Origin of the sequence: Micromonospora sp. WMMD812, from assembly GCF_027497215.1 — a bacterium.
Lineage (GTDB): Bacteria > Actinomycetota > Actinomycetes > Mycobacteriales > Micromonosporaceae > Micromonospora.
Genome location: NZ_CP114904.1, coordinates 6,898,447 through 6,922,890, shown reverse-complemented (window position 1 = coordinate 6,922,890; position 24,444 = coordinate 6,898,447). Strand labels below are relative to the sequence as shown.

At 68.9% G+C, this 24,444-nt stretch carries 19 protein-coding genes and 1 pseudogene; 10 read left to right on the top strand and 10 right to left on the bottom strand.

Features of this window, described 5'->3' with window-relative positions; all coding sequences use genetic code 11:
* The first annotated feature begins 137 nt into the window (after positions 1–137).
* The 3 genes from O7603_RS31905 (at position 138) to O7603_RS31895 (ending at position 5,560) form a co-directional block, all read left to right on the top strand.
* Complete coding sequence (locus tag O7603_RS31905) at positions 138–3,443, top strand: S8 family serine peptidase (protein WP_281573420.1); 3,306 nt, start codon at positions 138–140, stop codon at positions 3,441–3,443.
* Between the two features lie 300 nt (positions 3,444–3,743).
* Complete coding sequence (locus O7603_RS31900) at positions 3,744–4,811, top strand: permease (RefSeq protein ID WP_281573419.1); 1,068 nt, start codon at positions 3,744–3,746, stop codon at positions 4,809–4,811.
* On the top strand, positions 4,808–5,560 hold the full coding sequence (locus tag O7603_RS31895) for a TIGR03943 family protein (protein WP_281573418.1): 753 nt from the start codon (positions 4,808–4,810) through the stop codon (positions 5,558–5,560). The genes O7603_RS31900 and O7603_RS31895 overlap by 4 nt, the downstream gene beginning before the upstream one ends.
* 365 nt (positions 5,561–5,925) lie before the next feature.
* On the opposite strand, the gene O7603_RS31890 is transcribed toward O7603_RS31895, so the two are convergent.
* From O7603_RS31890 to O7603_RS31880, 3 genes are all read right to left on the bottom strand, one after another.
* Positions 5,926–6,300, bottom strand: coding sequence for a YciI family protein (locus tag O7603_RS31890; RefSeq protein ID WP_281573417.1), 375 nt, complete (start codon positions 6,298–6,300; stop codon positions 5,926–5,928).
* A 331-nt stretch (positions 6,301–6,631) separates the two neighbouring features.
* Positions 6,632–7,036: a pantetheine-phosphate adenylyltransferase gene (coaD, locus tag O7603_RS31885; RefSeq protein ID WP_281573416.1), complete on the bottom strand. Its 405-nt coding sequence runs from the start codon at positions 7,034–7,036 to the stop codon at positions 6,632–6,634.
* Between the two features lie 56 nt (positions 7,037–7,092).
* Positions 7,093–7,626, bottom strand: coding sequence for a DUF6817 domain-containing protein (locus O7603_RS31880; RefSeq protein ID WP_281573415.1), 534 nt, complete (start codon positions 7,624–7,626; stop codon positions 7,093–7,095).
* Positions 7,627–8,179: 553 nt separating this feature from the next.
* Here O7603_RS31880 and O7603_RS31875 point away from each other — a divergent pair.
* The 5 genes from O7603_RS31875 to O7603_RS31855 all read left to right on the top strand — a co-directional run bounded on the left by O7603_RS31875 (position 8,180) and on the right by O7603_RS31855 (position 10,561).
* Entirely contained in the window at positions 8,180–8,617 is a 438-nt protein-coding gene (locus O7603_RS31875; protein WP_281573414.1) for a VOC family protein, read from the top strand.
* A gap of 32 nt (positions 8,618–8,649) precedes the next feature.
* Entirely contained in the window at positions 8,650–9,156 is a 507-nt protein-coding gene (locus O7603_RS31870) for a pyridoxamine 5'-phosphate oxidase family protein (protein WP_281573413.1), read from the top strand.
* Between the two features lie 397 nt (positions 9,157–9,553).
* Positions 9,554–9,880 (top strand): PadR family transcriptional regulator, encoded by a 327-nt coding sequence (locus O7603_RS31865; protein ID WP_281573412.1) that lies wholly within the window; start codon positions 9,554–9,556, stop codon positions 9,878–9,880.
* A complete protein-coding gene (locus tag O7603_RS31860) occupies positions 9,877–10,233 on the top strand; it encodes a DUF1048 domain-containing protein (protein WP_281573411.1) in 357 nt (118 codons plus the stop codon). The genes O7603_RS31865 and O7603_RS31860 overlap by 4 nt, the downstream gene beginning before the upstream one ends.
* Position 10,234: 1 nt before the next feature.
* Entirely contained in the window at positions 10,235–10,561 is a 327-nt protein-coding gene (locus tag O7603_RS31855; RefSeq protein WP_281573410.1) for a DUF1048 domain-containing protein, read from the top strand.
* Positions 10,562–10,975: 414 nt separating this feature from the next.
* Here the strand turns inward: O7603_RS31855 and O7603_RS31850 are convergent, their stop codons facing one another.
* The 3 genes from O7603_RS31850 to O7603_RS31840 all read right to left on the bottom strand — a co-directional run bounded on the left by O7603_RS31850 (position 10,976) and on the right by O7603_RS31840 (position 14,453).
* Entirely contained in the window at positions 10,976–12,211 is a 1,236-nt protein-coding gene (locus O7603_RS31850; protein ID WP_281573409.1) for a low temperature requirement protein A, read from the bottom strand.
* Between the two features lie 258 nt (positions 12,212–12,469).
* Positions 12,470–13,891, bottom strand: coding sequence for an NAD(P)/FAD-dependent oxidoreductase (locus O7603_RS31845; RefSeq protein ID WP_281573408.1), 1,422 nt, complete (start codon positions 13,889–13,891; stop codon positions 12,470–12,472).
* A 1-nt stretch (position 13,892) separates the two neighbouring features.
* Positions 13,893–14,453, bottom strand: a complete 561-nt coding sequence (locus tag O7603_RS31840) for a hypothetical protein (protein ID WP_281573407.1) — start codon at positions 14,451–14,453, stop codon at positions 13,893–13,895.
* A gap of 394 nt (positions 14,454–14,847) precedes the next feature.
* Between O7603_RS31840 and O7603_RS31835 the strand changes: the two genes are divergently transcribed.
* The gene (locus O7603_RS31835; RefSeq protein ID WP_281573406.1) at positions 14,848–15,456 is read left to right on the top strand and encodes a TetR/AcrR family transcriptional regulator; all 609 of its coding nucleotides are present in this window, start codon (positions 14,848–14,850) and stop codon (positions 15,454–15,456) included.
* 120 nt (positions 15,457–15,576) lie between these two features.
* On the opposite strand, the gene O7603_RS31830 is transcribed toward O7603_RS31835, so the two are convergent.
* Positions 15,577–15,852, bottom strand: a complete 276-nt coding sequence (locus tag O7603_RS31830) for a hypothetical protein (RefSeq protein ID WP_281573405.1) — start codon at positions 15,850–15,852, stop codon at positions 15,577–15,579.
* A 1,277-nt stretch (positions 15,853–17,129) separates the two neighbouring features.
* Between O7603_RS31830 and O7603_RS31825 the strand changes: the two genes are divergently transcribed.
* The gene (locus O7603_RS31825; protein WP_281573404.1) at positions 17,130–17,999 is read left to right on the top strand and encodes a DUF6745 domain-containing protein; all 870 of its coding nucleotides are present in this window, start codon (positions 17,130–17,132) and stop codon (positions 17,997–17,999) included.
* A 244-nt stretch (positions 18,000–18,243) separates the two neighbouring features.
* Here the strand turns inward: O7603_RS31825 and O7603_RS31820 are convergent, their stop codons facing one another.
* From O7603_RS31820 to O7603_RS31810, 3 genes and pseudogenes are all read right to left on the bottom strand, one after another.
* Positions 18,244–19,005 carry a malectin domain-containing carbohydrate-binding protein gene (locus tag O7603_RS31820; RefSeq protein ID WP_281573403.1) on the bottom strand — a complete coding sequence of 254 codons (762 nt, stop codon included), beginning with the start codon at positions 19,003–19,005 and terminating at the stop codon, positions 18,244–18,246.
* 21 nt (positions 19,006–19,026) lie between these two features.
* Positions 19,027–23,481 carry a carboxypeptidase regulatory-like domain-containing protein gene (locus O7603_RS31815; protein WP_281573402.1) on the bottom strand — a complete coding sequence of 1,485 codons (4,455 nt, stop codon included), beginning with the start codon at positions 23,479–23,481 and terminating at the stop codon, positions 19,027–19,029.
* Between the two features lie 26 nt (positions 23,482–23,507).
* A pseudogene (locus O7603_RS31810) lies at positions 23,508–23,798 on the bottom strand (S8 family serine peptidase); the annotation flags it as partial.
* Positions 23,799–24,444: the final 646 nt, after the last annotated feature.

Sequence of the window (24,444 nt, the reverse complement as noted above, 5' to 3'; positions counted from 1 at the left end):
ACGCGGTTCGCCGACCGTGACGTCACGGAGAGATTACAACGTCGAGACATGTATCGACATCGACTACCAACACCATCAAGGATTTCGCTCACGCGTCCCTGCATCGACAGGGCCCTGTTCTCTGGAGGAAAGAGAACGTGAGTGAACCCCGCAGCCTGAGCAGGCGTACATTCGCCGCGCTCTTCGGATCGGTCCTGGCCGCCGGCGCCCTGACCGTGACGGGCGGCGCCGCGACCGCGACCGCCGCCCCCTCTGCACCCGATTCTCCGCAGGTGACCCCCGCCGAGGCGTTGGGCCCGCACGACGCCAGGCTCCTCGCCGAGGCCACCGCCAAGCACGAACCGACGGTGACGCTGATCGTGGCCGCCGACAAGGGCGACGCCGACGTCGTCGCCAACGGGGTGAAGGCCCTTGGTGGGACGGTCAACCGGCGCTTCGACCAGATCGGTTACGTCCTGGCCACGGTCCCCACCGCCAAGGTCCTCAAGGCCGCCGCGCTGCCCGGCGTCGCCGCCGTCGACCTGGACGAGACCATCCCGCTGCCAGACCCGACCCCCGACGTCGCGCCGCACGGCGCGAAGGCGGCGAAGCAGGGGACGACGCTCGGCGGACCGGGCAAGGGCACCGGCGCGGTGAACCCGTACATGCCGACCAACGAGACGGGCGCGGAGGCGTTCAAGGCCGCCCACCCGAAGTGGGACGGCCGCGGGGTCACCATCGGCATCATGGACTCCGGTGTCGACCTGGACCAGCCGGCGCTGCAGAAGACCACCACCGGCGAGCGGAAGATCGTCGACTGGGTCACCGCGACAGACCCGGTCACCGAGAACGACGGTACATGGCGGCGGATGAACACCGAGGTGAGCGGACCCTCGTTCACCGCCGCCGGCGCCACCTGGACGGCCCCCGCCGGCACCTACCGCTTCAACGTCTTCCGCGAGTCCATCACCGGCGCGAGCGATCCGGCGGGTGACGTCAACCGCGACGGTGACACCACCGACGTGTGGGGCGTCCTGTACGACCCGCAGACCCACGACATCTGGGTCGACGTCGACCAGGACAACAGCTTCACCGACGAAACGCTGATGCGCCCGTACCGGGAGCGGTTCGACGTCGGGCACTTCGGCACCGACAACCCGGCCACCGCCGTACGCGACCAGATGCCCTTCGTGGTCGAGTACCGCGAGGACGTCGACACCAGTCCACTCGGCGTTCCGGGCACCTCCGACTACGTCAACATCGGCATCATCGAGTCGACCCACGGCACGCACGTCGCGGGCATCACCGCCGCCAACGACATGCTCGGCAACGCCGCGTTCGACGGTGCCGCGCCCGGCGCGAAGATCGTCTCCGCCCGTGCGTGCTCCTGGGGTGGTGGCTGCACCGCCGCGGCGCTGACGACCGGCATGGCGGATCTCGTCATCAACCGCCACGTGGACGTGGTCAACATGTCCATCGGCGGCCTGCCGACGCTCAACGACGGCTCCAACGCCCGCGCCCAGCTGTACAACGACCTGATCAGCACCTACGGGGTGCAGATGTTCATCTCCGCCGGCAACTCCGGCCCCGGCGTCAACACCGTCGGCGACCCGTCCGTCGCCGACAACGTGGTCAGCGTCGCGGCGAACATCAGCAAGGACACCTGGCTGGCCAACTACGGCTCGGTGGTCCGCAAGAACAACGCTTTGTTCAACTTCTCCTCCCGCGGTCCCCGCGAGGACGGCGGCTTCAAGCCGAACATCGCCGCCCCCGGATCGGCGATCTCCACCGCGCCGACCTGGCAGCCGGGCAACCCGGTCCCGGAGGCCGGCTACCCGCTACCGCCGGGCTACCAGATGCTCAACGGCACCTCGATGGCCTCCCCCCAGGCCACCGGCGCCGCGGCGCTACTGCTCTCGGCCGCCAAGGCCACCGACAAGGGGGTCACCCCGGCCGCGCTGCGCCGGGCCATCTACACCTCCGCGAAGCCGATCGCGGACGTGGCGACCTACGCGCAGGGCTACGGCATGTTCAACGTGCCGGGCGCGTGGAAGCTGCTCGCCAAGAACGTCGAGACCCGGTCGTACACCTCCGACGCCCCGGTGTGCTCCGAACTGTCGGAGAACCTCACCCGCTACGACCGCGAACTCAACCGGTTCGTCCCGAACCCCCACCGCGGCGCCGGCGTTTACAACCGCTGCGCATCCGGTGAGGGCGGGCAGAAGGTCGGCCAGAGCCGGACCTACCAGGTCAAGGTCACCCGAACCAGTGGTCCGTCCGGTTCCGTCAACCACACGCTGGCCCTGCGCGGCAACGACGGGACCTTCTCCGCGCCGAGGTCCGTCGCCCTGCCGCTGAACAAGACCGTCACGATCAGCATCACCGCCAAGCCGAAGTCCACCGGCGCGCACGGCACGATCGTGACCATCGACGACCCGAAGACGTCCGTGATCGACTTCGAGGTCTCCGCCGTCGTCGTCGCGTCCAACGACGTCTCCAAGCCGAGCTTCTCGTCCTCCGCGGAAGGCTCGGTGCAGCGCAACAGCTTCACCTCGTACTTCGTCACCGTCCCGGCGGGGGCGGGTGCGCTGCAGGTGAACCTGTCCGGCATCGCCACCGGGTCGCAGACCCGCTTCATCGCCATCAACCCGTACGGCGTTCCGGTGGATCCCACGGCGAGCACCGCCTGCTACACCAACTTCTCCGACGCCGCCGCCTGCAAGCCGCAGGAGCGGGACTACCAGAACCCGATTGCCGGGGTCTGGGAGATCGAGGTGGAGTCGCGGCGGACCTCGCCGGCGCTGAACAACCCGTTCCAGCTGCAGATGCGGGTGCAGGGGGTCACGGTCGAGCCGTCCGTGATCGAGTTGCCGACCGTTGTCGCAGGTCAACCGACCTCGGCGAACTGGACGTTGACCAACGCCTACGGTCCGGTCGCGGTGACCGGTCAGGGCGGCGCCCTGTCCAGCGTGCACGCCGAACGGCCGACCATCGCCGAGGGCGCGCAGCAGGAGTACCTGGTTGACGTGCCGGCGGGCGCCACGACCTTCACCGCGCGCATCGGCAACACGGCCAACCTCGGCGCCGACCTGGACCTGACGGTGTTCCGCGGCGACACGCAGGTCGGCCAGGCGGCCGACGGAGACTCGGAGGAGGCCGTCACGATCGCCAACCCGCCGGCGGGCACCTACCGGGTGGTCGTCGACGGGTACGCCGTCGACGGTCCGGGCACCAGCACCGCCTACGACTACCGGGACTCGTTCTCGGCTCCGTCGCTCGGTGCGCTCACCGCCCCGGTCACCGCGCTCGCCCTGCCCCACGGCGCCACCGCCACCCTCACCGGGACGGTGACCGCCGAGTCCACTCCGGGTGCCGGCCGCGAGCTGTTCGGTGAGCTCGCCGTCGTCACTGCCGACGGCGCAGTCGTCGGCCGCGGCGCGGTCCACATCGGCACCGTCAACTAACCGCGTCCAGCCGATGGTGGAGCCCGTTCCCGATCAGGGAACGGGCTCCAGCGTCTTCACCTGGCAGCTCCGGCCCCTCGCGAGCTGCAGTCTCCACTCTGGCCAACCGCGCCTGTTCGAAGCCGCCCGAACCTACATAAATAGGCATCGAGCGGCCGATACAATTGGCCGGCGCGCAGCCGGCTCTTCCCCGGCGAGGCACCTTCGCATCGACCGGCGGGCGGCCGCCCTCGGCCTGCCCCGCGCCGAGGTCGAGAAGTTGGCCTGCCAGGAACGATGAGGGACAGGAACGGAGTCAGCGTGACCGCACCCGAGCGAATGGCCTCAGCCGGTGACGGCCGATCAGGGCCGTCCCCGGCGATCGGCGAGCGGCGTGGTCCCGCGGGGGACGATCCGCGCAACGAAACCGCGTCACCGGCCTACCGGATCGGCTCGGTCGAGGTTCTCGCCGCGCTGCTGATCCTCCTGCTCGTCATGAGCAGCCAACTGACCGATCTGCTCTCCGCGCCAGCCCTCGCGACCTGGACGACGGTCTTCGTCTCCGTGATGGTGCAGGCCGTCCCGTTCCTCGTCTTCGGCGTCCTGCTCTCCGCGGTCATCGCGGTCTTCGTGCCCCGGTCCTTCTGGGCCCGCGCCCTCCCCCGGCACCCTGCCCTCGCCGTTCCCGTGGCCAGCGCCGCCGGCGTCGTCCTGCCCGGCTGCGAATGCGGCGCCGTTCCGATTGCCGGATCCCTCATCCGACGCGGCGTGACCCCCGCCGCCGCACTGGCCTTCCTGCTCGCCGCCCCGGCGATCAACCCCATCGTGCTCGCCGCCACCGCGGTCGCGTTCCCCAACAACCCCGAGATGGTGGTCGGCCGCGCCGTCGCCAGTCTCATCGTCGCCATGGCGATGGGCTGGCTCTGGCTGCGCCTGGGCCGTGCCGACTGGATTCGGCTACCCCACCGGCCCGACCTCGACAGCCTCCCCCGCGGCCAGGCGTTCTGGTCAGCCGTACGTCACGACGTCGTCCACGCCGGCGGGTTCCTCGTAATCGGCGCGGCCGCCGCAGCGAGCATCAACGTCCTGGTGCCCGAGCGATGGCTGCAGATCCTCGCCGACCAGCCGGTTCTCTCGGTCCTCGCCCTGGCGGCACTCGCCGTGCTGCTGTCCATCTGCTCCGAAGCCGACGCCTTCGTCGCCGCGTCGCTGTCCCAGTTCTCGCTCACCTCCCGGCTCGCCTTCCTGGTGGTCGGTCCCATGGTCGACCTCAAACTGATCGCCATGCAGGCCGGCATCTTCGGCCGACGCTTCACCGCCCGCTTCGCACCCGCGACCTTCGCCGTCGCGGTCGGCGTGGCCGCCCTCACCGGGATGGTGCTGTTGTGAACCGCCAAGCCCAGGCCTGCGTCATGATCCTCTTCGGCGGTGCCGTCCTGCGCGCCACCATGACCGACCTGTACCTGCGCTACGTCAAGGAAGGACTGCGCCCCTTCCTCATCGCCGCGAGCCTCGTGCTCATCGCCGCCGCCGTGATGACCCTCTGGTACGAACTCCGACCCGTCTTCGCCCCCACAGAGGCGGACGAAGCCACCGCCGAGCCGGCGGACCGACCAGACACTGGCCACGCGCACTCTCACCACGAACCACGAGTGGCCTGGCTTCTACTGCTGCCCGTCGTCGGGCTCCTCATGGTCGTCCCGCCCGCCCTCGGCTCGTACGCCGCTGGTCAGGCCGGCACCGCACTGACCGCTACCGAGGACTACGAGTACCCGCCGCTGCCCGCCGGCGACCCGGCGAAGACCAGCCTCTTCGACTACGCCGCCCGCGCCATGTTCGACAACGGCCAGTCGATCGGCGACCGCCGCATCCAACTCACCGGCTTCATCACACCCGGCCCCGACAAGCAACCGATTCTCGCCCGGATCATCCTCTCCTGCTGCGCCGCTGACGGCCGCCCCGTCAAACTCGGCATGACCGGAGACACCCCTACCAGCCTCGCCAACGACACCTGGATCCAGGTCGTCGGCCGCTACACGGACCGACGCGGACGTGACCCCATCAACGACGAGGAAATCCCCTACATCCAGGTCGAGTCTTGGCAGGTGGTCACCGCACCCGCTGACCCGTACGAATAGCGGACTCTACGGCCAATGGCCGACCCCTTCGGGGGCGCCGGGACAGGCGCGTGATCCGCAATTGGCGGCTTGCTGATGGTTGACGCCCGCCCGGACGGGTGTGGCGGTAGCGTCTCGCGCATCGAGCGGCTGGTCCGTGAGCAGACCCGCCGCATCGTGGTCACCGGCGACCTGAACGACCTACCAGACCCGCACCCAGATCAGCGGCGACGGCTCCGACCACGACCCCGCCTACCTCGACCTCGACCTCGACCTCGACCTCGACCTCGACCTCGACCTCGACTGACAGTGGCGGGACTGCCCCGCGTGCTCGGCAGCGCAGCCGCCACCACGGACTTCTTCCTCGATGACACGTCGTCGGGACATCAGCCCCGCCTGGCGGCCTGGCGGAGCATCGCGTCCTGTTCGGGGTCGGGCAGGAGCTCCCGGACCTCTTGCGCGCAGCGGCACGAGGCGGCGATCCTTGCAGCCCACGCCAGCGCCTCCTCGCGTGTGGCCACGTCGACGACCGAGAACCCGCCAATGACCTCCTTGGTCTCTGGGTAGGGGCCGTCGGTGACCACCCCGTCCGTGGCTACGACGCTCGCCCGCTGGCGTTCGAGCCCGCCGCCGTACACCCACACGCCGGCGTTCACGGCCTCCTGGACCACCGCGTGCGAGGCCTTGGCCACGTCGGCTATCTCCTCGGCGGGGATGTGGTCCATCGCGCCGTCATTGAACGAGATCAAGTACCGCGGCATCCCATGACTCCCTCGGTCCGGCGGCCTCCTCCGGCCGCCTCTCACCTGTTCTACGAACGACTCGTCCCAGATCCGACGCTAGGCCAGAAGAATTCTGTCGGGATCTCCGCCTTCCGGCGCTCGGCATGTCCCCTGTTCGCGGAGACATCGCTGCCGCCACCGGTCACCGCTCGTGGACCTTGCGCGGGCTGTCCCGCAAAGGCGGGCGGGGAGGGGGCCTCCGGTGGGCGGCTGGCGGCGCGTCGAGCGTCCGCGACGGCGAGCAGCACGACAGAAGGATTATCTGGTGGGTTCCCCAAGGTCCGCCGGTCCACGGCTGCGGGGACGAAGGTCACCTCCCCAGCGTGCGCACCGCAGTCGAAGAGACCGCGGCCAGTTCGGGCTGCGCAGGCAAAAATACCGTGGGGACGCCCAGCGACTGATTCATCGCGGCGAGCTGGTATTCGGCACGGAGGTCGGTGGTGTTACGCACGCCGCGGACGATCACTCCTACTTCATGGCGACGGCAGTAGGTGGAGGTCAACCCACGCCAGGCCGCAACGGTGACGGAGGTCCACTCGATCGGCAGAATGGCCCGAACAGCGGCCGCTCGCTCCTCTTCGTCGGTGCCCGGATGCTTGATGCTGTTGACCGCGACGAGCACGACCACGTCGTCGAAGAGGTCGCGGGCCCGCTTCAAGACATTCAGATGCCCGGCCGTGAAGGGATCAAAGCTGCCGGGGTAGACGGCTCGCACCCGTACGCGACCGGGGATACGTGGTATCGAACGTGGCCCTGCCACTGGTTCGCGCGTCACGGCCGCAAGACCCGCTGCGCATCGTGGATGACCTGCTCAGAGGCCAGTGGAGCCCAAGAGGCGAACAGTTCCCGGAGGTAGGCGCCGTGCCGGTCCGCCACCGCAGGATCGTGCTCGATGACGTCCAGTTCGTTGACGATGCTCAGGTCCGTGAGCGACCGAAGTTGAGCCGCAGTCGGTGTTCTCACCTGACGTACGAAGCGGTCGAACACCTGGCCGGTCTCTGCCAGCTCCCGCCAGCTGCGCCTACGGTCGCAGGCGCCATACAGATAGACAAGCTCCTCGGCGTCGGCACCGACGAGATCCCGGAGCACAGCACGATCGGCCCGATCAAGCAGGGCGAGGTCGAACCCGTCGGTGCCGTAGACGGCGTGGGTAAGGCCCGCGGCTCGCACTTCACTGCCGCAGCCAAGCACGGCGAGTCGTTCGCTGACTCGACATAGGTGGGCGTACAGGTTGCCCCCGGGATGCGCGATCCGCTCAGCTCCGTGCCGGCGGAGCCAGACCCGCACACCTTGGTCGGCGCTCATGGCCCGACTGTAGGTATCGGCTGTCGGATTCGGTGGCCCTGGGTGTGGGCAATATGTCACAGCGCCGTGGATACGTCTGGCACCCGCTGGCTGAGGGTCGGCATACCCCAGGCGAGGCGCTGATCGGCCGCGGGCTCCACCTACCCGAGGCGACCCGGCACGAACGCCCGGACCGCCGCCGGCGTCCCCGACCAGGTCGAGTTCGCCACGAAACCGGCCCGGGCCCGCCAGATGATCGCGGCCGCACTCGACGCCGCAGTCCCGTCGGTTGGTTGGGTGTCCGGCGACAAGGTCTACGGCGCCGGCCCCGGCCTCACGGCACCTCGGTGTCGAACGTCGGGAGCAGAGGGGTCTCCGGTAGATCCACACTCCCAGCTACGACGGCCGATCGGCTCGCTGTCGGCTCACATCATCGTGGTGTTCGATGGTTTCCCGCGTTGGCTCGCAGGTCCCGGAACACTCGGCACGCGTGCGATGTCGAGAATGGGGCGCTGGCTGCGTCCCCGGAACACAGCGGCCATGACCTGCCATGTGACAAGGAAGGAGTACGACCATGATCGTGCGGATGGACAACGTCCTCATCGTTGTCGACGACGTTGCGGCTGCTATCGCGTTCTTCGTCGAACTCGGCATGGAACTGGAGGGCGAGACGACAGTCGAGGGTGAATCGGTGGACCGGCTCGTCGGGCTGGACGGCGTCCGAGCGGACATCGCCGTCGTGCGGACCCCGGACGGCCACGGCCGGGTCGAGCTGACGAAGTTCCACACGCCGAAGGCGATCAGCGCCGAGCCGAAGAACGCACCGGCCAACACGCTGGGCATGGGTCGCATCATGTTCGCCGTCGACGACATCGAGGACGTCGTCGCCCGCCTGCGCACCCACGGCGCCGAACTCGTCGGCGAGCTGGTCCAGTACGGCGACAGCCATCGGCTCTGTTACGTCCGTGGCCCGGAGGGCATCATCGTCGGCCTGGCCGAGCAGGTCAGCTGACGGGTCCGTCCGGACAACACACGACAGGAGGGATGACCGTGCAACCGAACGAGATCACCGAGGTTCTGACCCGACCGATCAGTCAGGAACTGTTGGCCCGCGACGTGACCCGCTTGGCCTACGTCGCCAAGGACGGCACACCGCGGAACGTCCCGATCGGCTTCACCTGGACCGGTTCGGAGATCGTCATGTGCACTACGACGAACGCTCCGAAGCTTCGGGCCTTGGGCGAGAACCCGATGGTCGCCCTGACGATCGACACCGAGGTGCACCCGCCCAAGATCTTGCTCATCCGGGGTCGAGCCGAGCTGGACTTCGTCGATGGCATCCCGGACGAGTATCTGAAGACGAACAGCACCTACGAGATGACGCCCGAGCAGCGGGTCGAGTGGGAGGCAGAGGTGCGTTCGCTCTACCACGGCGGCATGGTCCGGATCGTCGTGACCCCGACGTGGGCGAAGCTGATCGACTTCGAGACGACCCTGCCCAGTGCAGTCGAGGAACTCGTCCGGCAGCGCGACGAGCGTCAACGCGCCTGAGCGCAGCCCGGCCGTCCGCACCGGGTGAATCGCCCACACCTCAACCCCACCGCGCTGCCACATACCGTCTTCGGCGACGTGACAGCCCGCCCGGCGGCAGCTGAATTGGACGGCGTCAGGTCATCCGCCACGCCGACCTGAACTTCGCCACCCTCACGTGGACGGGACACCAACAAGGCTGTGTTCTGCCGTCAGGCGAACTGGAGGCGATGGCCGTCTGCGAGACGTTACGTGGCTGCGCGGTCGACATCGGCATGCTGGCCGAGGCGTACGCCGAGATGCAGTGTTTTCTGGATCTTCGACGCGCTACTTGGTGCTACCGCATAGCGGTACTCGGTGCTACTGTATAGCAGTACCCGGTGGTACGAGGTACCAGGGGGATCGAAGAGGAGCCGCGATGGACGACCTGACGGAGATGCTGAAGGGCACGCTCGAGGGCTGCGTGCTCGACATCATCGGCCGCGAGGAGACCTACGGGTACGCCATCACGCGCCGGCTGAACGAGTTCGGCTTCGCCGACGTCGTCGAGGGGACGGTGTACACCATCTTGCTGCGACTGGAGAGGAACGGACTCGTCCAGGTGACGAAACGACCGTCCGAGGTGGGTCCGCCGCGCAAGTTCTACGCGCTCAACGACGCCGGGCGCAAGGAACTCGCGACGTTCTGGGCGAAATGGCAGTACGTCTCATCACGCATCGACAGTCTCAAGGAGGGCGGCAGATGAGCTTCTGGGAGACCATCACCGGCAGCGATCTCACCAGGGAATGGAAGGTGTTCGAGGCCCGGGCGGAGGCATTGCCGGCCGAATACCAGGCGGCGTGGGAACAGATCAACGGCCACCTCTTCCCCTACGCGGGCTTCACCGGTCGCAACCTGATGCCGATCCTCGACGCCGCCCTGGGGCTGCTCGAAGAGGCATCGGCGGACGGACAGAGCATCCACGAGGTGCTCGGCGACGACATCCCCGGCTTCTGTACGGCGCTGGCCGGCGGAGAGGGCGCCCGCACCTATCGCGACCGGTGGCGCGAGCAGTTGAACAGGAACGTCGCACGAAAATTGGGCCGGCTAGGAGACTGACGTGGGCATCCAGGACATCATCGAGGGCAAGAAGCAGTGGCGGGCGCACGTGGCTCGGGTCAAGGCGCTCCCGCCGGACTACCAGATCGTCTACAAGGAGATGCAGAGGTACCTGTTCAAGGTCGGACCGATCGACCTGCCTGATGGGCCCCTGCTCCCCGGGATCGTCGACTTCTTCGAGGAGGGCGCCGCGGCCGGCAAGGGGGTTTTGGAACTCGTCGGCAACGACGTCGCCGCCTTCTGCGACGACCTGGTCAAGGACTCGCGCACCTACGCCGACGTCTATCAGGAGTCAATCAGCGGGAACTCCGGCACGGACGAGAAGTAACACCCGTCGTCGTCGCGCCAGAGAGGCGTAAGCCCGCACGACGCGCTTGGTGAGCCGGGTAGCTCGCCAGCGCGTCGACGGAGCGCGAGGAGTTGATCTACTTGCCGACGCGAGCGCAGCCGGCAAGGCGTGCCGTGAAGCCCTTGAGCGGGGAACCTCCTTCGGCATCTGGGATGGCTCGGTTGGATTGGCCCGCAAGCAACCTCGCGTCCACGTACCGGGACGCGGGAGGTGGTACCAGGGATCGGGGCATCCCGACTCTCGGTTTCGGGCAGCTGCAAGGCGACCGTGGTTTTCCAGGATGCTGGCGAGTGTGGCGTCGTCGACAACTTGCCCTTCCTTGATGTCAACGGTCTTGCGTTCGCCGGCCGGCGCGGATTCGTCGGTGCTGGCCGCTGTGCACGGCCGCGCGGGTCACGCCTCGGGGTCGCGATTGCCGGATGAAGCCCGCCCGATCGGCGAGGCGGAAACGTCCTGCGGCCGTCGCCGGCTCCGCAGCGCGTCGAGCAGCGCGACCAGGGCCAGCACTCCGGCCACCACGCTCAGCCCGACCATCGGCGCCCAGCGGGCCAACGCCGGGGTGAACAGCAGCAGCGCCACCGAGCCGATCATCTGGGATGGCGAGACCCGGCCGAAGATCAGGTACTCCAACCGCATGCGGGCGATGAGGAAGAGCACTGGACCGAATACCACGAACAGAAGCCAACTGGGCCGCGGTGGCCCGTACGGATCATCGATCACCAGCTCGTAGCCGACCGACGTGACGAGCACGCTGAGCACGATCAGCAGATGCGTCCGTTCCGACGCCGTGCCCAGCCGGCCGGGCATACCCGCCCGCCCCAGCGCCTCGGTCAGCAGCAGACCGGCGCGGTGGAAGTAGATCCGCCAGAGCAGCGCGCTGGTGGCGAAGGCGACCCCGAAGGCGGCTGCCCGCTCCGCGGAGTAATCGGTGCCGCTGAACACTATTCCGATGACCAGAATCGACTCACCGAGTGCGATGAGAAACATCTGCTGGTAACGGTCGGCAAGATGCGTCCCAGCGATCCGCCAGCGGTTCACGGCTGAGGCCCCGAGCCGCGGCAGCGGCCATCCCAGGGCCCAGGCGAGGTAGTCGACTGCGAGGGCGGCGGCCCACAGCGGCAGGCGAAGTCGGTCCGGGCCCAGCGCGCCGGCCAGCCAGAGCGGCGCGCTCGCGGCAGCCCATGCGGCAAGCCGGAACGGCACCAGCCGTCGCGGATGGCCACGCAGCGCGGCGGCGACCACCAGCGGCCGTACCACCATCACCATCAGGTATGCCGCCGCGAACGGCAGCGCTCGCTCTTCCATGGCGCGTGGCAGCGTCACCGCCATCACCAGGCCGGCGAACATGGTGCCGACCACGACGCCCTGGATGATCGATCGCTCTGGTTCGTAGCGACTGGTGATCCAGGTGGTGTGCGACCAGATCAGCCAAAGCGCCAAGAAGAGCAGCAGGGTACGACCGAACCCTGTGACAAGCGCCCAGCCAGTGTCATTGCTCAAGTCGGCGAATCGTTGCGAGACCCGGGTGAGGGCCACAACGAAGGCCAGATCGAAGAAGAGTTCCAGGAACGTGGCGCGGCCCGAACTCGCGGGAGGGCGCAGCAGTTCGGCACCGCGTCCCCCCGCCATCGTTCGCCTCCGCCCGCTCCTTGTCACACCAACGAGTCGGCCGCCGAGCGGGTTGTGTGGGCCCCTCCCGGCGTGCCCCTCGCCTCCATCCGCCCGCGGGCTTCGGGGACGCGACCGTAGCGGCCGACGCCCTCCTACGATAGCCAGGCGGTGGTCCGCTCCGCGCGCCGCCGAACGGTCACCACCAGGGACGCGCGGACCGGACGGCAGGCCTCGTCTCGGCGCGAGCCACGACGGACGAGCGCGCTCGGTTCACCGTCAGCGGCCGTATGTTTCCAGCAGCCGCAGCCAAACCTCGTTGACGGTCGGATATGCGGGGATCGCGTGCCACAGTCGGTCCAGCGGGACCTCGCCGACGATGGCGATCGTCGCAGCGTGGATAAGTTCCGCGACGTCCGGGCCGGCGATGGTGAAGCCGACGATCACCTTCCGCTCCTCGTCGACGACCATGCGGGCGTGGCCCCTGTAGCCGTCGGCGTGCAGGGAAGATCCGGCAACGGCGCCCAGGTCGTAGTCCACGACCCGGATCCGCAGTCCGGCCGCCGCGGCCGCGGCCGCGGTCAGCCCCACCGACGCGATCTCCGGGTCGGTGAAGACCACCTGCGGTACCGCACGCTCATCCGCCGTGGCCGCGTGCCGGCCCCACTCGCCGTCCTCGACCTTCTCTCCCTTGGCCCGGGCCACAATCACGTCGCCGATCGCGCGCGCCTGATACTTGCCCTGATGAGTCAGCAGCACCCGCCGGTTCACGTCACCGGCGGCGTACAGCCACTCCCCGCCGCCGACGACGCGCAAGGTGTCGTCGACCGCCAGCCAGGCACCCGGCGCCAGCCCGATGCGGTCGAGGCCGATGTCCTGAGTGTTCGGCGTACGGCCGATCGCCACCAGCACCTCGTCGGCCTCGATCCGCTCGCCGTCGGCGGTCTCGAGGTGGACGTTTCCGCTGTCGTCGCGGTTGACCGAAACAGCCTCCGCGCCGAGCTGTACCGACACACCGGTTTTCCGCAACGACTCCGTGACCAGTTCGGCGGCGAACGGCTCCGCCAGCGGCAGCACACCGTCGCGGGCGAGCACCGTCACCGCGGACCCCAGGGCGGAGTACGCGGTTGCCATCTCGGTCGCCACCACTCCACCACCGAGGATGGCGAGCCGGCGCGGAACGGACCCGGCCGAGGCGGCCTCGCGGCTGGTCCACGGCGCCGCCTCACGCAGACCCGGGATATCCGGCAGCAGTGCGCTGCTCCCTGTCGCGACGACCACCGCGTGCCGCGCGGTCAACCTCGTCATGACACCGTCGTCACCGGTCACCTCGACGACCTGGGCGGAACCGATCCGCCCCTGACCCCGGTACAAGGCGATCCCGGCCGACTCGAGCCACGACACCTGCCCGTCGTCCTTCCAATGCGACGCGAAGGAGTCCCGGCGACCCAGCACCGCCGCCACGTCCAGGTCACCTGCCACCGCCTCGCGGGCACCCGGCACCTGTCGCGCCGCCCGCAACGCGGACGCACTACGCAGCAACGCCTTGGTCGGCATACACGCCCAATACGAGCACTCCCCGCCGACCAACTCCCGCTCGACGATCGCGGCCGTCAGACCGCCCCGCACCACTCGGTCGGCGACGTTCTCCCCGACCGGGCCCGCGCCGATCACGACGACGTCGTACTCGGTGACGGTCATGTCAGTTGCCCTTCGCGCTGCGGCCGAGGCGGAAGGCGGCGACGAGGAAGAAGATGGCGCCGGGAATGGCGTAGCCGGCCGCGTTGGTCAGCGACGGGTGGTCCGCGGAAGCAGCGGCGATGAAGGACCCGCCGGCCAGCACCGAGATGCCTCCGCTGATGATCATCGGCCACTGCCCGCCCATCTTGCGACGAGTGACGCCCACGATCAGCTGAACCAGCCCGGCCACGATCGCCCAGGCGCCCCACACCCGCAGCACCGCCGGAATGCCGGACGCGCAGGCGACACCGACGCCGACGGCGGTGATCAGGCTGACCGCGATGTTCACGTACAGCAGGCCCGGCGAGCCGGTGGCGCGCGACGAGCGAAGGTCGTAGACGGCGGCGCCCGCGTCGAACAGCGGGTAGAGCACGAAGAGCACCACCGCGAGTGGGCTGATCTCCTTGGCGGTCGCGATCGTCACGATTGCCCACACGATGGCGAACGCGAAGCGGGTGAAGTACAGCCGCCGCAGTGCGGAAGCAGTCTGGGAGATGCCGGGCGAAGCAGCAATGGTGGTCACGGTGACCCTTCCAGTGGAGGCGTAGGGGAGATCGAACGCTTCGTCCCGTTTGGCCTGGGATTGCCAGCTCCAGGCAACGAGACCGAACGTTCTATCTCTCCCAACCCTCTCAGCCTCTCACCGCGATGTCAAGACGGAACGTTCTACCTCTGGGTGGGAAGGTCCTCGCGCCTGCCTGCTCAGCCGCAGTCCGTGAACCTCACGGTGGCCGGCGACAAGGACGGCCGGTCGACGAGCCCGCCGAGACCAGCACGACACTCCGCCGCATCGAAACGGACCTCGGCGACCGCCACCACCCTTTCTGCGGCGGACATCCACCGCAGGGAAAGGTGGGGCTGCTGAACTGAGGCCGCTCGAGCGTCAGACCGAACGTTCTATCCGCTAGGATGGGTGTATGGCGCGCACCGAACCGGGCACCCGGCCCTCTGAGGCACGACTCCGGCTTCTCCGCACGGCAACCAGGATCTTCTACGCCGAGGGCATCCACTCCGTCGGCGTTGACCGGATCATCTCCGAGGCGAAAGTGACCCGGGCGACCTTCTACCGGCAGTTCCCCAGCAAGGAAGACCTCATACTCGCCTACCTGCGGGAAGTCCATCAGATGGAGCGCGGCACCGTCGATGCGGCCATCGCCACCAGCCCATCACCGGTCGACCGCCTCCTGGCCATTGCCGACTCCATCGCTCAGGGCATCCAGTCCCCTGGATTCCGCGGATGCGCCTTTCTCAACGCCGCGGCGGAGTATCCCGACACCGACCATCCCGTGCACCAGGAGATCATCGCCCACCGGCAATGGTTCCTGGACACGCTCACCATGCTGATGACGCAGGTCCACCAGGAAACGGCGGATCGCGCCGCGCGCCACTTCGTCCTGCTCCGCGACGGCGCCATGGCAGCCGGATGCCTCTTCGACCCCGCGTTGGTGTCCGAGACCTTCCTCCACGGGATCGAAGGACTCCTCCGGATCAATGCCGAGCGCCAGTCGACCGAATCCGCCCGCTAAATCGGTGGCCCGCTCCCTGACCGGGGTGCCACGCGGTGCAAGTCGATGCGACACGGGTCGCCCTGATACGACGAAGCGCCCCGTCCGGCGCGGAAGGGGCGCTTCGTCGTGCCCGTCGAATTATGGGCCGGGAACCGGTCGGCTTGCGCCGGCCGATGAGGCCGGGCTGGTGGCGACCTCGATTCGGGGTGACCGGTCCGGCGGCAGGTGGGCGAGGTCGGCGATCACGACCACGTCCACCTCCCCGTCGACCATCGCCTGCTCGACGGTCTCCCACGGTGCCCGGATGATTCCCTTCAACCGGTAGGCATGTCGGCGAAGGTGCACAAGACACACCGCAACGGCGGGCTCCGACGGCTCGATGTCGGCGGGGATCCAGATAACGGCTATCTCCATGACTTCTCCTGATCAACGTCGGGGACGCGGGTGGGTGATCAGGAGTTGTCGTGGCGGTGGAGGGCCCCGCTCCACGGGCCGGCCGGCAGCACTCTTGTCGACGGCATCGACTGTGAACCCTCGGCACGGCGGCGAGATGGACGGTGGACCTTCAGCTGCGGACGTCGGTGCGTCGACTCCGCCGGTACCGGTGCCGACAGGCCCGGACGCGAGTGCCAGCGCGAGCGTCGGTAGTCCCGAGGTGGGACGGGCGGGAGGGCCGGACGTCGGCGTTGTGACAGCAGCAATGGTCGTCTGCGCTCGGTCCGCTGCCTTACCCTCGGCAGTGCCGTGTGGGCCACCACGGGACACTGCCGCTGTCACGAAGGTCGACGGTGACCGCGGTGGCGGCGAGGTGGCGCGTGCGGTCGGGGAAGCGGACGCCAATGGTGCGGTGAGCGGCGATGACGACGGCCGTGTGCGGGGCGACCGAGTTGGTACGGCGATGGAGGGCTTGGCCGACGGCGGGGGCACAGGAATCGCCGACGGCAGAGGCGGGGCGATGGCAAGCGGCGCCTCGACCACGTCAGGCAACGAAGGCTCTTCGACTTTCGTCGACGTAGTGGCCTCCGCCGGCCGGAGGCTGGTCGGCAACGGCAACGGGGGATCGGCGAAGGCGGGGTGAGCGTCCAGGACTGCGCCGAGCGCCACCGCCCCGAGCGCCACCGCGAGCAGGCGATATCCCAGCCGCATCACGCGCAGCCAGCCGACACTGGTGCCACCAGCCGCGCCCCGTCCGACCCGCCGGCTCGATACCGCCGGCCGAGCAGTCCGTCCCCGCCCGCTGCCGTTTCCTCCATGTGCGGATTCTTGCCCCCGGCAAACCCTGGCTACACCCTCATCGATATCTCCTCGGGCGCCGAACGTCTCCGGCGACGTTCCCCCACGTGCGGACATCGGGTGCGGGTGCCTGGTGGAGGTGTGCTGCGCGGTGCTCGGTCTCATACCGGGCTGCGAGATCCGGGCGAGCTGCTGCGTCACCGACCTGCTGGGTGGGCTGGAGCTGCCACAGGATCATCCAGTTGTGACCTTCAGTGCGGCGGGCCTAGCGGCAGATCCGCGCACCCCGCCCTTGGCTGACCGGTGCCGCGTAACGCCCGACCAGGGTCTGCGCATGCGCAATGGCATCGTCTTCTGACTGAACCGCCCAGGTGGGGAACCGCCTTGCGTCGGCGCCGCGTTGTGGGCCATAGTCGTTCCATGATCTCGTACCGGAAGGGCGGCGACGCCCTGGCGCTGTGAGCGCCCCCGCGCGGCGCAACGACGCCGCGAAACCTCCACAGGCCGTTCGCAGCGGCAGCCCTCACGACCTGTGGCAGCAGGCCATCCGAATCCGCCAGGAATGGCTCGACCACGCCCTGTCCACACAGCCGGCTGACAAGTCGACCGCCGAGCGGTGCCTGACCGCGATCTACGCCAGGGCATCCCGGCCCCGGCCTCGGCTCGAATGGGTCGACTCGCCGGACAAGGCACGCCCGCTGATCACCGGCTGGCCCACCCTCGACCAACTCTACGAGCGCATCCGGGACCCTCGGCCCCGTGGGACACCACCACTGGCAGGCAGCATCGCCATGATCGCCTCCCAGTTGCGCGGCGCGCTGAGTGCGGGCGTCACTCACACCGACCCCGAACTGTCACCCGTGCGCATGAGCAAGACCAAGGAACCCTGGCCCGAACTGGCACCGCTGCACGCGCTCGACAGCGGAGTTCCGCTCGCTGTCGTGCTACACCAAGGCGTACGCACGGCATTGCACCGGAGCCTCGCGCACGGGTACTACCTACCCGTGCGTGCGGCCCTCGCGGGCGACGCTCCGGTACCCGTGTGCTGGTACGGGCAGCAGGACGCGTCATGGATCGCCTACTACGACGTGCTGCATCGACTCGGCCTTGCCAGCTACGGGCCAGACGAAGCCGAACACCTCGACGCCTGGGCCGGCCTGGCCCGCTCCTGCGGCTGGTGGTGGCCCGGCGAGGACGTCTGCGTCGTGGTGGAACGGCCCCAAGCGGTACGAACCGAGCCGGTCTCGGGAACAGCGCACGACCAGATCCGGCTCCAGCCTCGCGGCCTGCGCTACCGCGACGGCTGGCAACCACTCCTGACCAGGTGACCTGAATCGATAGCCGGCCGGGACGGGCACTCTCCAGTTCCGGCCGGCCCGTCCCACACCCGGCAAACTCGGAACAAGCTCTTCAACACGCCAGCCATACCCCGGTGGCCGGCAGCCGCCGGTCCGTCACGGGACATTGCTGTGACAACCAAAGCCGCAAAGTCGGTAGTCGCGGTCAGAGCCTCCACGGCAATCCCTTTTCCGAGGAGGCTCTGACCACTGCTGGCGGACCCGTTCGGCTATCTCATAGGCGCGGGTCCTCCTGGACCCTCAGGGCATTGAGGATCGGGGCGTCCTCGCCCTTCTCACGGAGAAGCTCGATCTTCAGATCGACACCGGCGTGCTCGACGGTGACCGTGTTCATGTCCGCGGTCAGCGCGCCCACCGTCGCCTGCACGTCGTGGTCGTGGAGCACGGGCTTGCCGTCGACCAGAACATCGAAGGCACGCTTGCCGGCCTTGACCTTCTCGATCTCCGCGAAGTCGAGGCCGATCCGGTACGTCCCGGCGGGGGCGTTCCTGGACACGTAGCTGAACGTGTCGCCGGTCCGCTGGGTGCGGAACAGCGCGTCTTCCTTGGTGCCGGCGATGTCGGCCTTGGTGGCACGCGCCTTGCCGCCGACGTAGCCCCACGGCCGCCTGCCGAGCTCCTGGTCGGGCGACCAGACGAAGCCGTCGGCACCGACGTGCCCGGATCCGCCCACGTCGACGCCCTTCCAGTAGGCCGAGGTCGCCAGGCGGACCGGCTTGAGCTGGGTCTCGCCCTTGCCGGCGTTCGACGCCACGAGTACGTCCCCGACGAGCACACCGGGCTCGACGCCGGCGTTGTCGGCCGTCGCCGTGACCGTGGTGGACTTGCCGGCCGCGAGCGTGACCGTGCCGGTTGCGGCCGCGCCCGTGAGGGTCAGCCACGGAAGGTCGGCGGTCTCGTGCCCGCCGTCGCTGGTGCGCTTCTGCTCGCTGATCCGCACCTCGAGCGGGGCGGAGCCGGTGTTGGTGACGGTCACGTCGGCCGTCGCCTTCTGGCCCTAGTCGAGGAGCCAGGCGGAGCCACCTCCGGTGACAGTGGCGACGCCCATGGTCAACGCCGTGTCGACCACCTCGGCCTGATCCTTCTTGCCGATGGTCACGGAGTGGTTGGCGGTGACGTAGTTCGGCGCCCCGACCTGCACGGTGTTCTCGCCGACCAGCGCCTGGGCCTTCCACCGGCCCTTCGCGTCGGTCGTGATGACCCGCTCACCGCTCGGCCCCGTGAGCGTGACGATCGCGCCCTCGATCGGCTTGCCGTCGTTCTTGTCGGTGACCGTGCCCTCGATCGTGCCCGCGGCCGGAAGGGTGAACTCCAGGCCCAGGCCGGCCTTCAGGATGGGCTGGTCGAAGGAGTACTGGCTCGCGGGGTTGCGCGTCAGGCTCTCCACGCCGACCGTTGCCGACGACCCGCGGGTGAGGGGGTTGTCGCCGCCGACGCCGTCGCCGTACCCGATCTGGATGCGGCCGTCCGCGATCAGGGTGACCGAGAAGCTCACCCGGGCCGCGTTGTCGCTGTAGAAGGTGGCGTTGCGCCACTCGATGACCTCAGCGGCCAGGCCGTCCACCTCGGTGGTGCCGAAGTAGATGTCCGCCTGGTCGTCGACGACGAGGTCGTCCCAGAGCGGATAGATCGCGTCGAACGTGTATGGCGAGGGCAGCTCCGTGTTGTTCCCCACGGCGCTGGCCTGGTCGAAGATCAGCTGGCCGTTCGTCGTCACACACACGCCGTCCCAGGCCGTGTCGTAGAACGGGAACAGGAAGCTGGAATCGAACCACAGCACGCCGCAGACGTCATCGCCGTGCCACCCGGACTCTTCCGTGCCCTGGCGGTAGAGCCCGTCGGTCACCTTCATCGAGTACGAGCGACCGGCGGGGGCCACCGGCACGGGGCCCGGCTCCGGTTGCTCGGGCTCGGGCTCCGGCTCCGCCGCGTCTGCGCGCGGGTCGAGCGTCACACGCAGCGCGGCAATGGTCGGGGCCTTCAGGCCCTTCGAACCCCGCAGCTCCACCGTCAGCGGACCGCCCTCGTGCTTCACGACGGCGGTGCGCCAGTCGGCGGTGTTCGGCCCCACGGCCGCGGCCGGGTCGTACGCGTACTCCGTCAGCGTTCCGTCCACGAGAACGTCGAACACCCGCTTGCCCTTGGCCACCTTCTCGATCTCGGCGAACCCGAGATCGATCGCGTAGGTGCCCTTGGGCGCGTCGGGGAAGCGGTAGAACAACTGCTTGTCGTGCGTGGTGCGCTGCGACTGGAACAGGGTGTCGTCCGTCGTACCGTCGATCCGAGCCTTCGTGGAGGTGACCTTCGTCTTCCCCTCATAGCCCCACGCCCCGTTGCGGGACGCCTGGTCGCCGGACCAGGTGTAGCCGTAACCGTCGGTGAACGATGGGCCGCCGGCGTTGCCGCCGACCTGGTACTTCGTGGTCGTGAGCGTCACCGGGACGTAGGTCTTGGACTGGCGTCCGGAGTCGGACCTGACCACGATGTTCGCGCCGAGGACTCCGGGCTTGACGCCCTTCGAGGAGATCGACACCTTGACGGTCGTCGACTGACCCGGGGCGAGGGTGCCGCCGGTCGAGGAGAGCGACAGCCACGGCAGGTCGGTGAGCAGGTCGTCCTCGACGTCGACCAGCACGATGTCGTCGGCGACCTGGTCCGCCGCCCACAGCGCCCCGGTCGAGTCGGTCTCGAGGCCGCCGCCCTGGCCCGCCTTCTGGCCCGGGAACCACCACGCGTTCACCAGCGAGCAGTCGTCGGGGTCGACCTGCAGCAGGCGGGTGGGCCTGTTCGAGGTGAGGTCGGTGTACCAGATGGTGTCGGACGCCTGGTTGTAGGCCAGGCCCATCACCTCGGGCAGCGGCGGGGCGCAGAAGGACAGCAGCGCACCCAGGTTGTCGTGCGACGTCCCGGCCACGGTTCCGATCATGCCGTTCGCCCGGCCGCCGACGTAGAACACGTCCTCCGCCGGGTCGTAGGCGAGTCCGGTCAGCTGCAGCGTGGACCAGTCGCCCTTGATCTGCCGGGTCTCCTTCCCGGTCTCCCGGTCGAAGCAGTGGATGTAGCTGGCCGGGCTGTCCTCCATCTGGCACATGTCACCGGTCTTGGTGTCGAGCGCCATGTCGAACGCCCGGTACGCGGGGTTCCACGACGCGTCGAAGACCTTCCCGGTCGGCTTGCCCGTCACCGTGTAGGCGGTGTTGGTCCGCGCGTTGTAGTCGTGGACCCAGACGTCGCCGTCGTACCCGATGCCGGTGGGCTCCTTCTTGTCGATCTGACCCGGGATGGCGATCCGGGCGATGACGACTCCGCCGGAGGTCGTGCCGACCTTGCCAGCCGCCTGTGCTTCCGCGGCCTTCGCCGTCGCAGCCTTGCCGTCGACGCTCGACGGCTTCATGCCGCTCGCGCCGGTCTTCCAGGCGGTGAGGTCGATCGTGCTGGCCGCACCCGTCCCGGTGCGCCCGGTGGCGCCGGCGGCGTCAAGCTCGGGGTGGCGTGCGGCCTCGCCCAGGTCGTAGGTGAGGGGGGCGGAACCGTTGTTGGTCAGCGTCAGCGAGCCCACACCGTTCTGGTCGGTGCCCAACAGCGCGTCGAGGCCGTCGGCCTTCAGGCCGGCGACACCCGTGGTCAGACGCGCGTCGATCTTGGCCTCGGCGTAGAGCTTGTCGAGGGAGAAGGGGTATGCCGCGGTCGTGTAGTCCGGCGCGTCGACGGTCATGGTGTAGTCGCCGACCGGAAGCTGGCGATGCACGATGCCGGTGCCGTTGGTCGTGACGGCCTCGACGAGCCCAGACTTGTTCGTGAAGGAGACCTTGGCCCCGGCCACCGGTAGCCCGTCGTTCTTGTCGACGACGGTCGCGTCGAGGTACCCGAAGTCAGGCATGTCGTAGGTGACGACCATCCCGTCGCGCAACAGCGGGGCGCTGTCGGAGAACCGGATGCCGTCGACGCCGGCCCAGCCCTGGATGCCGGTGACGGCGTGGGCGCCGGCGGTCACCGGGTCGTCGGTCCCGGTGCCGTCGCCGTACCCGAGGATCACGGTGCCGGAGCGGGTGAGTGTGGCCGAATAGCTGACCGGCTCCGTGTACTCCGACCGGGTCGGATAGGCCCAGAGCTTGGCGTTGCGGAACTCGACGACGAACGCGTCCTCACCGCTGACCTTGGTGGCTGCCGTGAAGACTCCCCCGCCGGGGGCGAACTCGACGGGGGTCTGGACGTAGAACGGGAACACGCCCGCACCGCCGCTGCCGGGTCCGGTCGTGGTGTCCGGGGAGATCACGCCACGCAGGCTGATACCGAGGGTGTCGTGGCTGCCGTTGTAGAGCGCGACCGGGAACGGCAGCTTCACCGTCGCCCACACGCCGCTGGTGAACGCGACCGGGTCGGTGCCGCGCAGGTACTCGCCTTCGGAGACGGCGCAGCTGTAGCCGCCCTTGCCGACGACGAGCCCGACGGGGATCTCGGGCGACTCGTTCTGCGCGCCGACGGTCAGCGGGACGGTCGCGGGCGAGAAGCAGGCGTTGGGCTTGATGGTCAGTGTGTACCCGCCCTCGGGGACACCGCTGATCGTGAACGCGCCGTTGGCATCGGTGCGTACCGGCTTCAGCGGCGTGTCCTTGACGGACACGTCGGCGTTCTGGACGGGCTGTTTCTTGTCGTCGACGACCCGGCCGCTGATGTCGTGCTTCGCGGCGGCCGTGAGCGGCAGCTTGACGGAGGTGTCCTGGCCGAAGGAGATCGTGACGTTGGCGGTCGCGGTCAGGTAGCCGAAGACCTTGGTGCTGAGCTGGTAGTCGCCGACCGGGAGGATCGTCGTGAACCGGCCGTCCTTGTCGGTTCCGATCGACCGGCTGAACGGCCCACTGATCGTCACCTCGGCGGCGGGGACCGGGGCGCCGTTGGCGGTGACGACACCGGTGAGGGTGCCGCCCTGCCGAGGCGCGAGCTCGAGCAGGCGGACGAGGTCGAGTCGGCCTTCGCCGTACTTGTTGTTGGCCTCGGCGGTGCCGCCGCACTCGGTGTCGTCGACGTCGACGGCCGACTCGGCGAGCAGGCGGCGGGTCTGCTCGACCTGCCCGATGAGGGTCGGGTCATAGCTCCACAGGTCGGCGACGGCGCCGGCGACGTGGGGTGCCGCCATCGAGGTGCCGGACATCTCGGTGTAACTGTTGTTCGGGTAGGAGGACCGGACGGTCACGCCGGGAGCGGAGATCTCGGGCTTGATCCGGCCACCTTCACCCTCGCCCTTGCGGGAGAACGACGCGAGCGTGCCGTCCGCCGCGTAGGCGCCGACGGAGTAGGCGCTCTCGGCGGAGCCGGGCGAGGAGACGGTGTCGCAGGCGGCGTACGGCGTGGTGTTGCCCGATGACCAGACGCTGAAGATGCCCGCGGCGCTCCAGGCTCGTCGATGGCCTGGAAGAAGTCGTCGAAGCTGTGCTCGACGGTTTGGCCCCACGAGTTGTTGATGACGTGGGGGCGCTTGGACGGGTCGGGGTTGCTCCCGTGGACGTCGGTCGGGGCGAGCAGCCACCAGCCCGACCGGAGCAGCGACTCGACGCCGGTGCTGTCGCAGCAGCCGTTTGTCGCGATCCACTGCGCGTCCGGGGCGACGCCGACGTGGTTGGTGCCGTCGTCGCCGACCATGGTGCCCATGGTGTGCGTGCCGTGTCCGTTGTCGTCGCACGGCGCGCCCGTGCACGTGCCCCGGGTGGCCATCCAGTTGTAGTTGTGGTTGACGGTGCCGTCGGGCTTCGTGCCGCGGTACTGGTGCATCAGGGCGGGGTGGTCGAATTGGACGCCCGAAGTCGAGGTTGGACACGGTGATGCCCGCGCCGGTAGCGCCCATGGCCCAGGCCTGGGGAGCGTGGATGGCGTCCAGACCCCACGTGGCGGCGGCGGCCTCGGCGGCGGCCTTCGGGGCGGTGGGGCGGGCCGCGTGGTCAGCGGGGATCTTCTCGTCCACGGGCTCGACCAGCGCGACCTGCGGCGTCGCGTGGATCTCGGCGACCTGCACCCTCGAGGCCACGTTGAGGGCAAGCTTCTCGGTGCCCCCCTTGACGAGCACGGTGTTGGCGATCGGGTAGGAGGTGTACTTGACGCCTGCCCGGTCGAGCTCGGTGGAGACGGATGCCAGGGAGTCCTTTGCCGCCGCGGTCAGCGCGTCGTAGACGAACTGACCACGAGCGGTCCAGTCGGCGATTCTCTTCGCCGGCCCGAGGTCGGCTGTGGTGCCGAACGTGATCCAGAAGTCGGACGCCGGCTGCGTGCGGAAGCGGTCCTTCAGGTTGGACGCGATCTTGTTGGCGGCCGCGCCGGGATCCGGCTCAGCGGCGGACGCCGGTGATGGCTGGATCATGCTCAGGCCGACCGCTACGGCCAGCGAAGCCGCGAGGGCTTTGAGTCTCATGTGGGGTCCTTC

Coding starts and splice junctions, on each gene's coding strand:
- O7603_RS31860 (WP_281573411.1), top strand. CDS start 9,877: ATGAGCTTCTGGGAGACCATCACCGGCAGCGATCTCACCAGGGAATGG.
- O7603_RS31865 (WP_281573412.1), top strand. CDS start 9,554: ATGGACGACCTGACGGAGATGCTGAAGGGCACGCTCGAGGGCTGCGTG.
- O7603_RS31835 (WP_281573406.1), top strand. CDS start 14,848: ATGGCGCGCACCGAACCGGGCACCCGGCCCTCTGAGGCACGACTCCGG.
- O7603_RS31845 (WP_281573408.1), bottom strand. CDS start 13,891: ATGACCGTCACCGAGTACGACGTCGTCGTGATCGGCGCGGGCCCGGTC.
- O7603_RS31880 (WP_281573415.1), bottom strand. CDS start 7,626: ATGAGCGCCGACCAAGGTGTGCGGGTCTGGCTCCGCCGGCACGGAGCT.
- O7603_RS31875 (WP_281573414.1), top strand. CDS start 8,180: ATGATCGTGCGGATGGACAACGTCCTCATCGTTGTCGACGACGTTGCG.
- O7603_RS31850 (WP_281573409.1), bottom strand. CDS start 12,211: ATGGCGGGGGGACGCGGTGCCGAACTGCTGCGCCCTCCCGCGAGTTCG.
- O7603_RS31890 (WP_281573417.1), bottom strand. CDS start 6,300: ATGCCGCGGTACTTGATCTCGTTCAATGACGGCGCGATGGACCACATC.
- O7603_RS31870 (WP_281573413.1), top strand. CDS start 8,650: ATGACCGTGCAACCGAACGAGATCACCGAGGTTCTGACCCGACCGATC.
- O7603_RS31830 (WP_281573405.1), bottom strand. CDS start 15,852: ATGGAGATAGCCGTTATCTGGATCCCCGCCGACATCGAGCCGTCGGAG.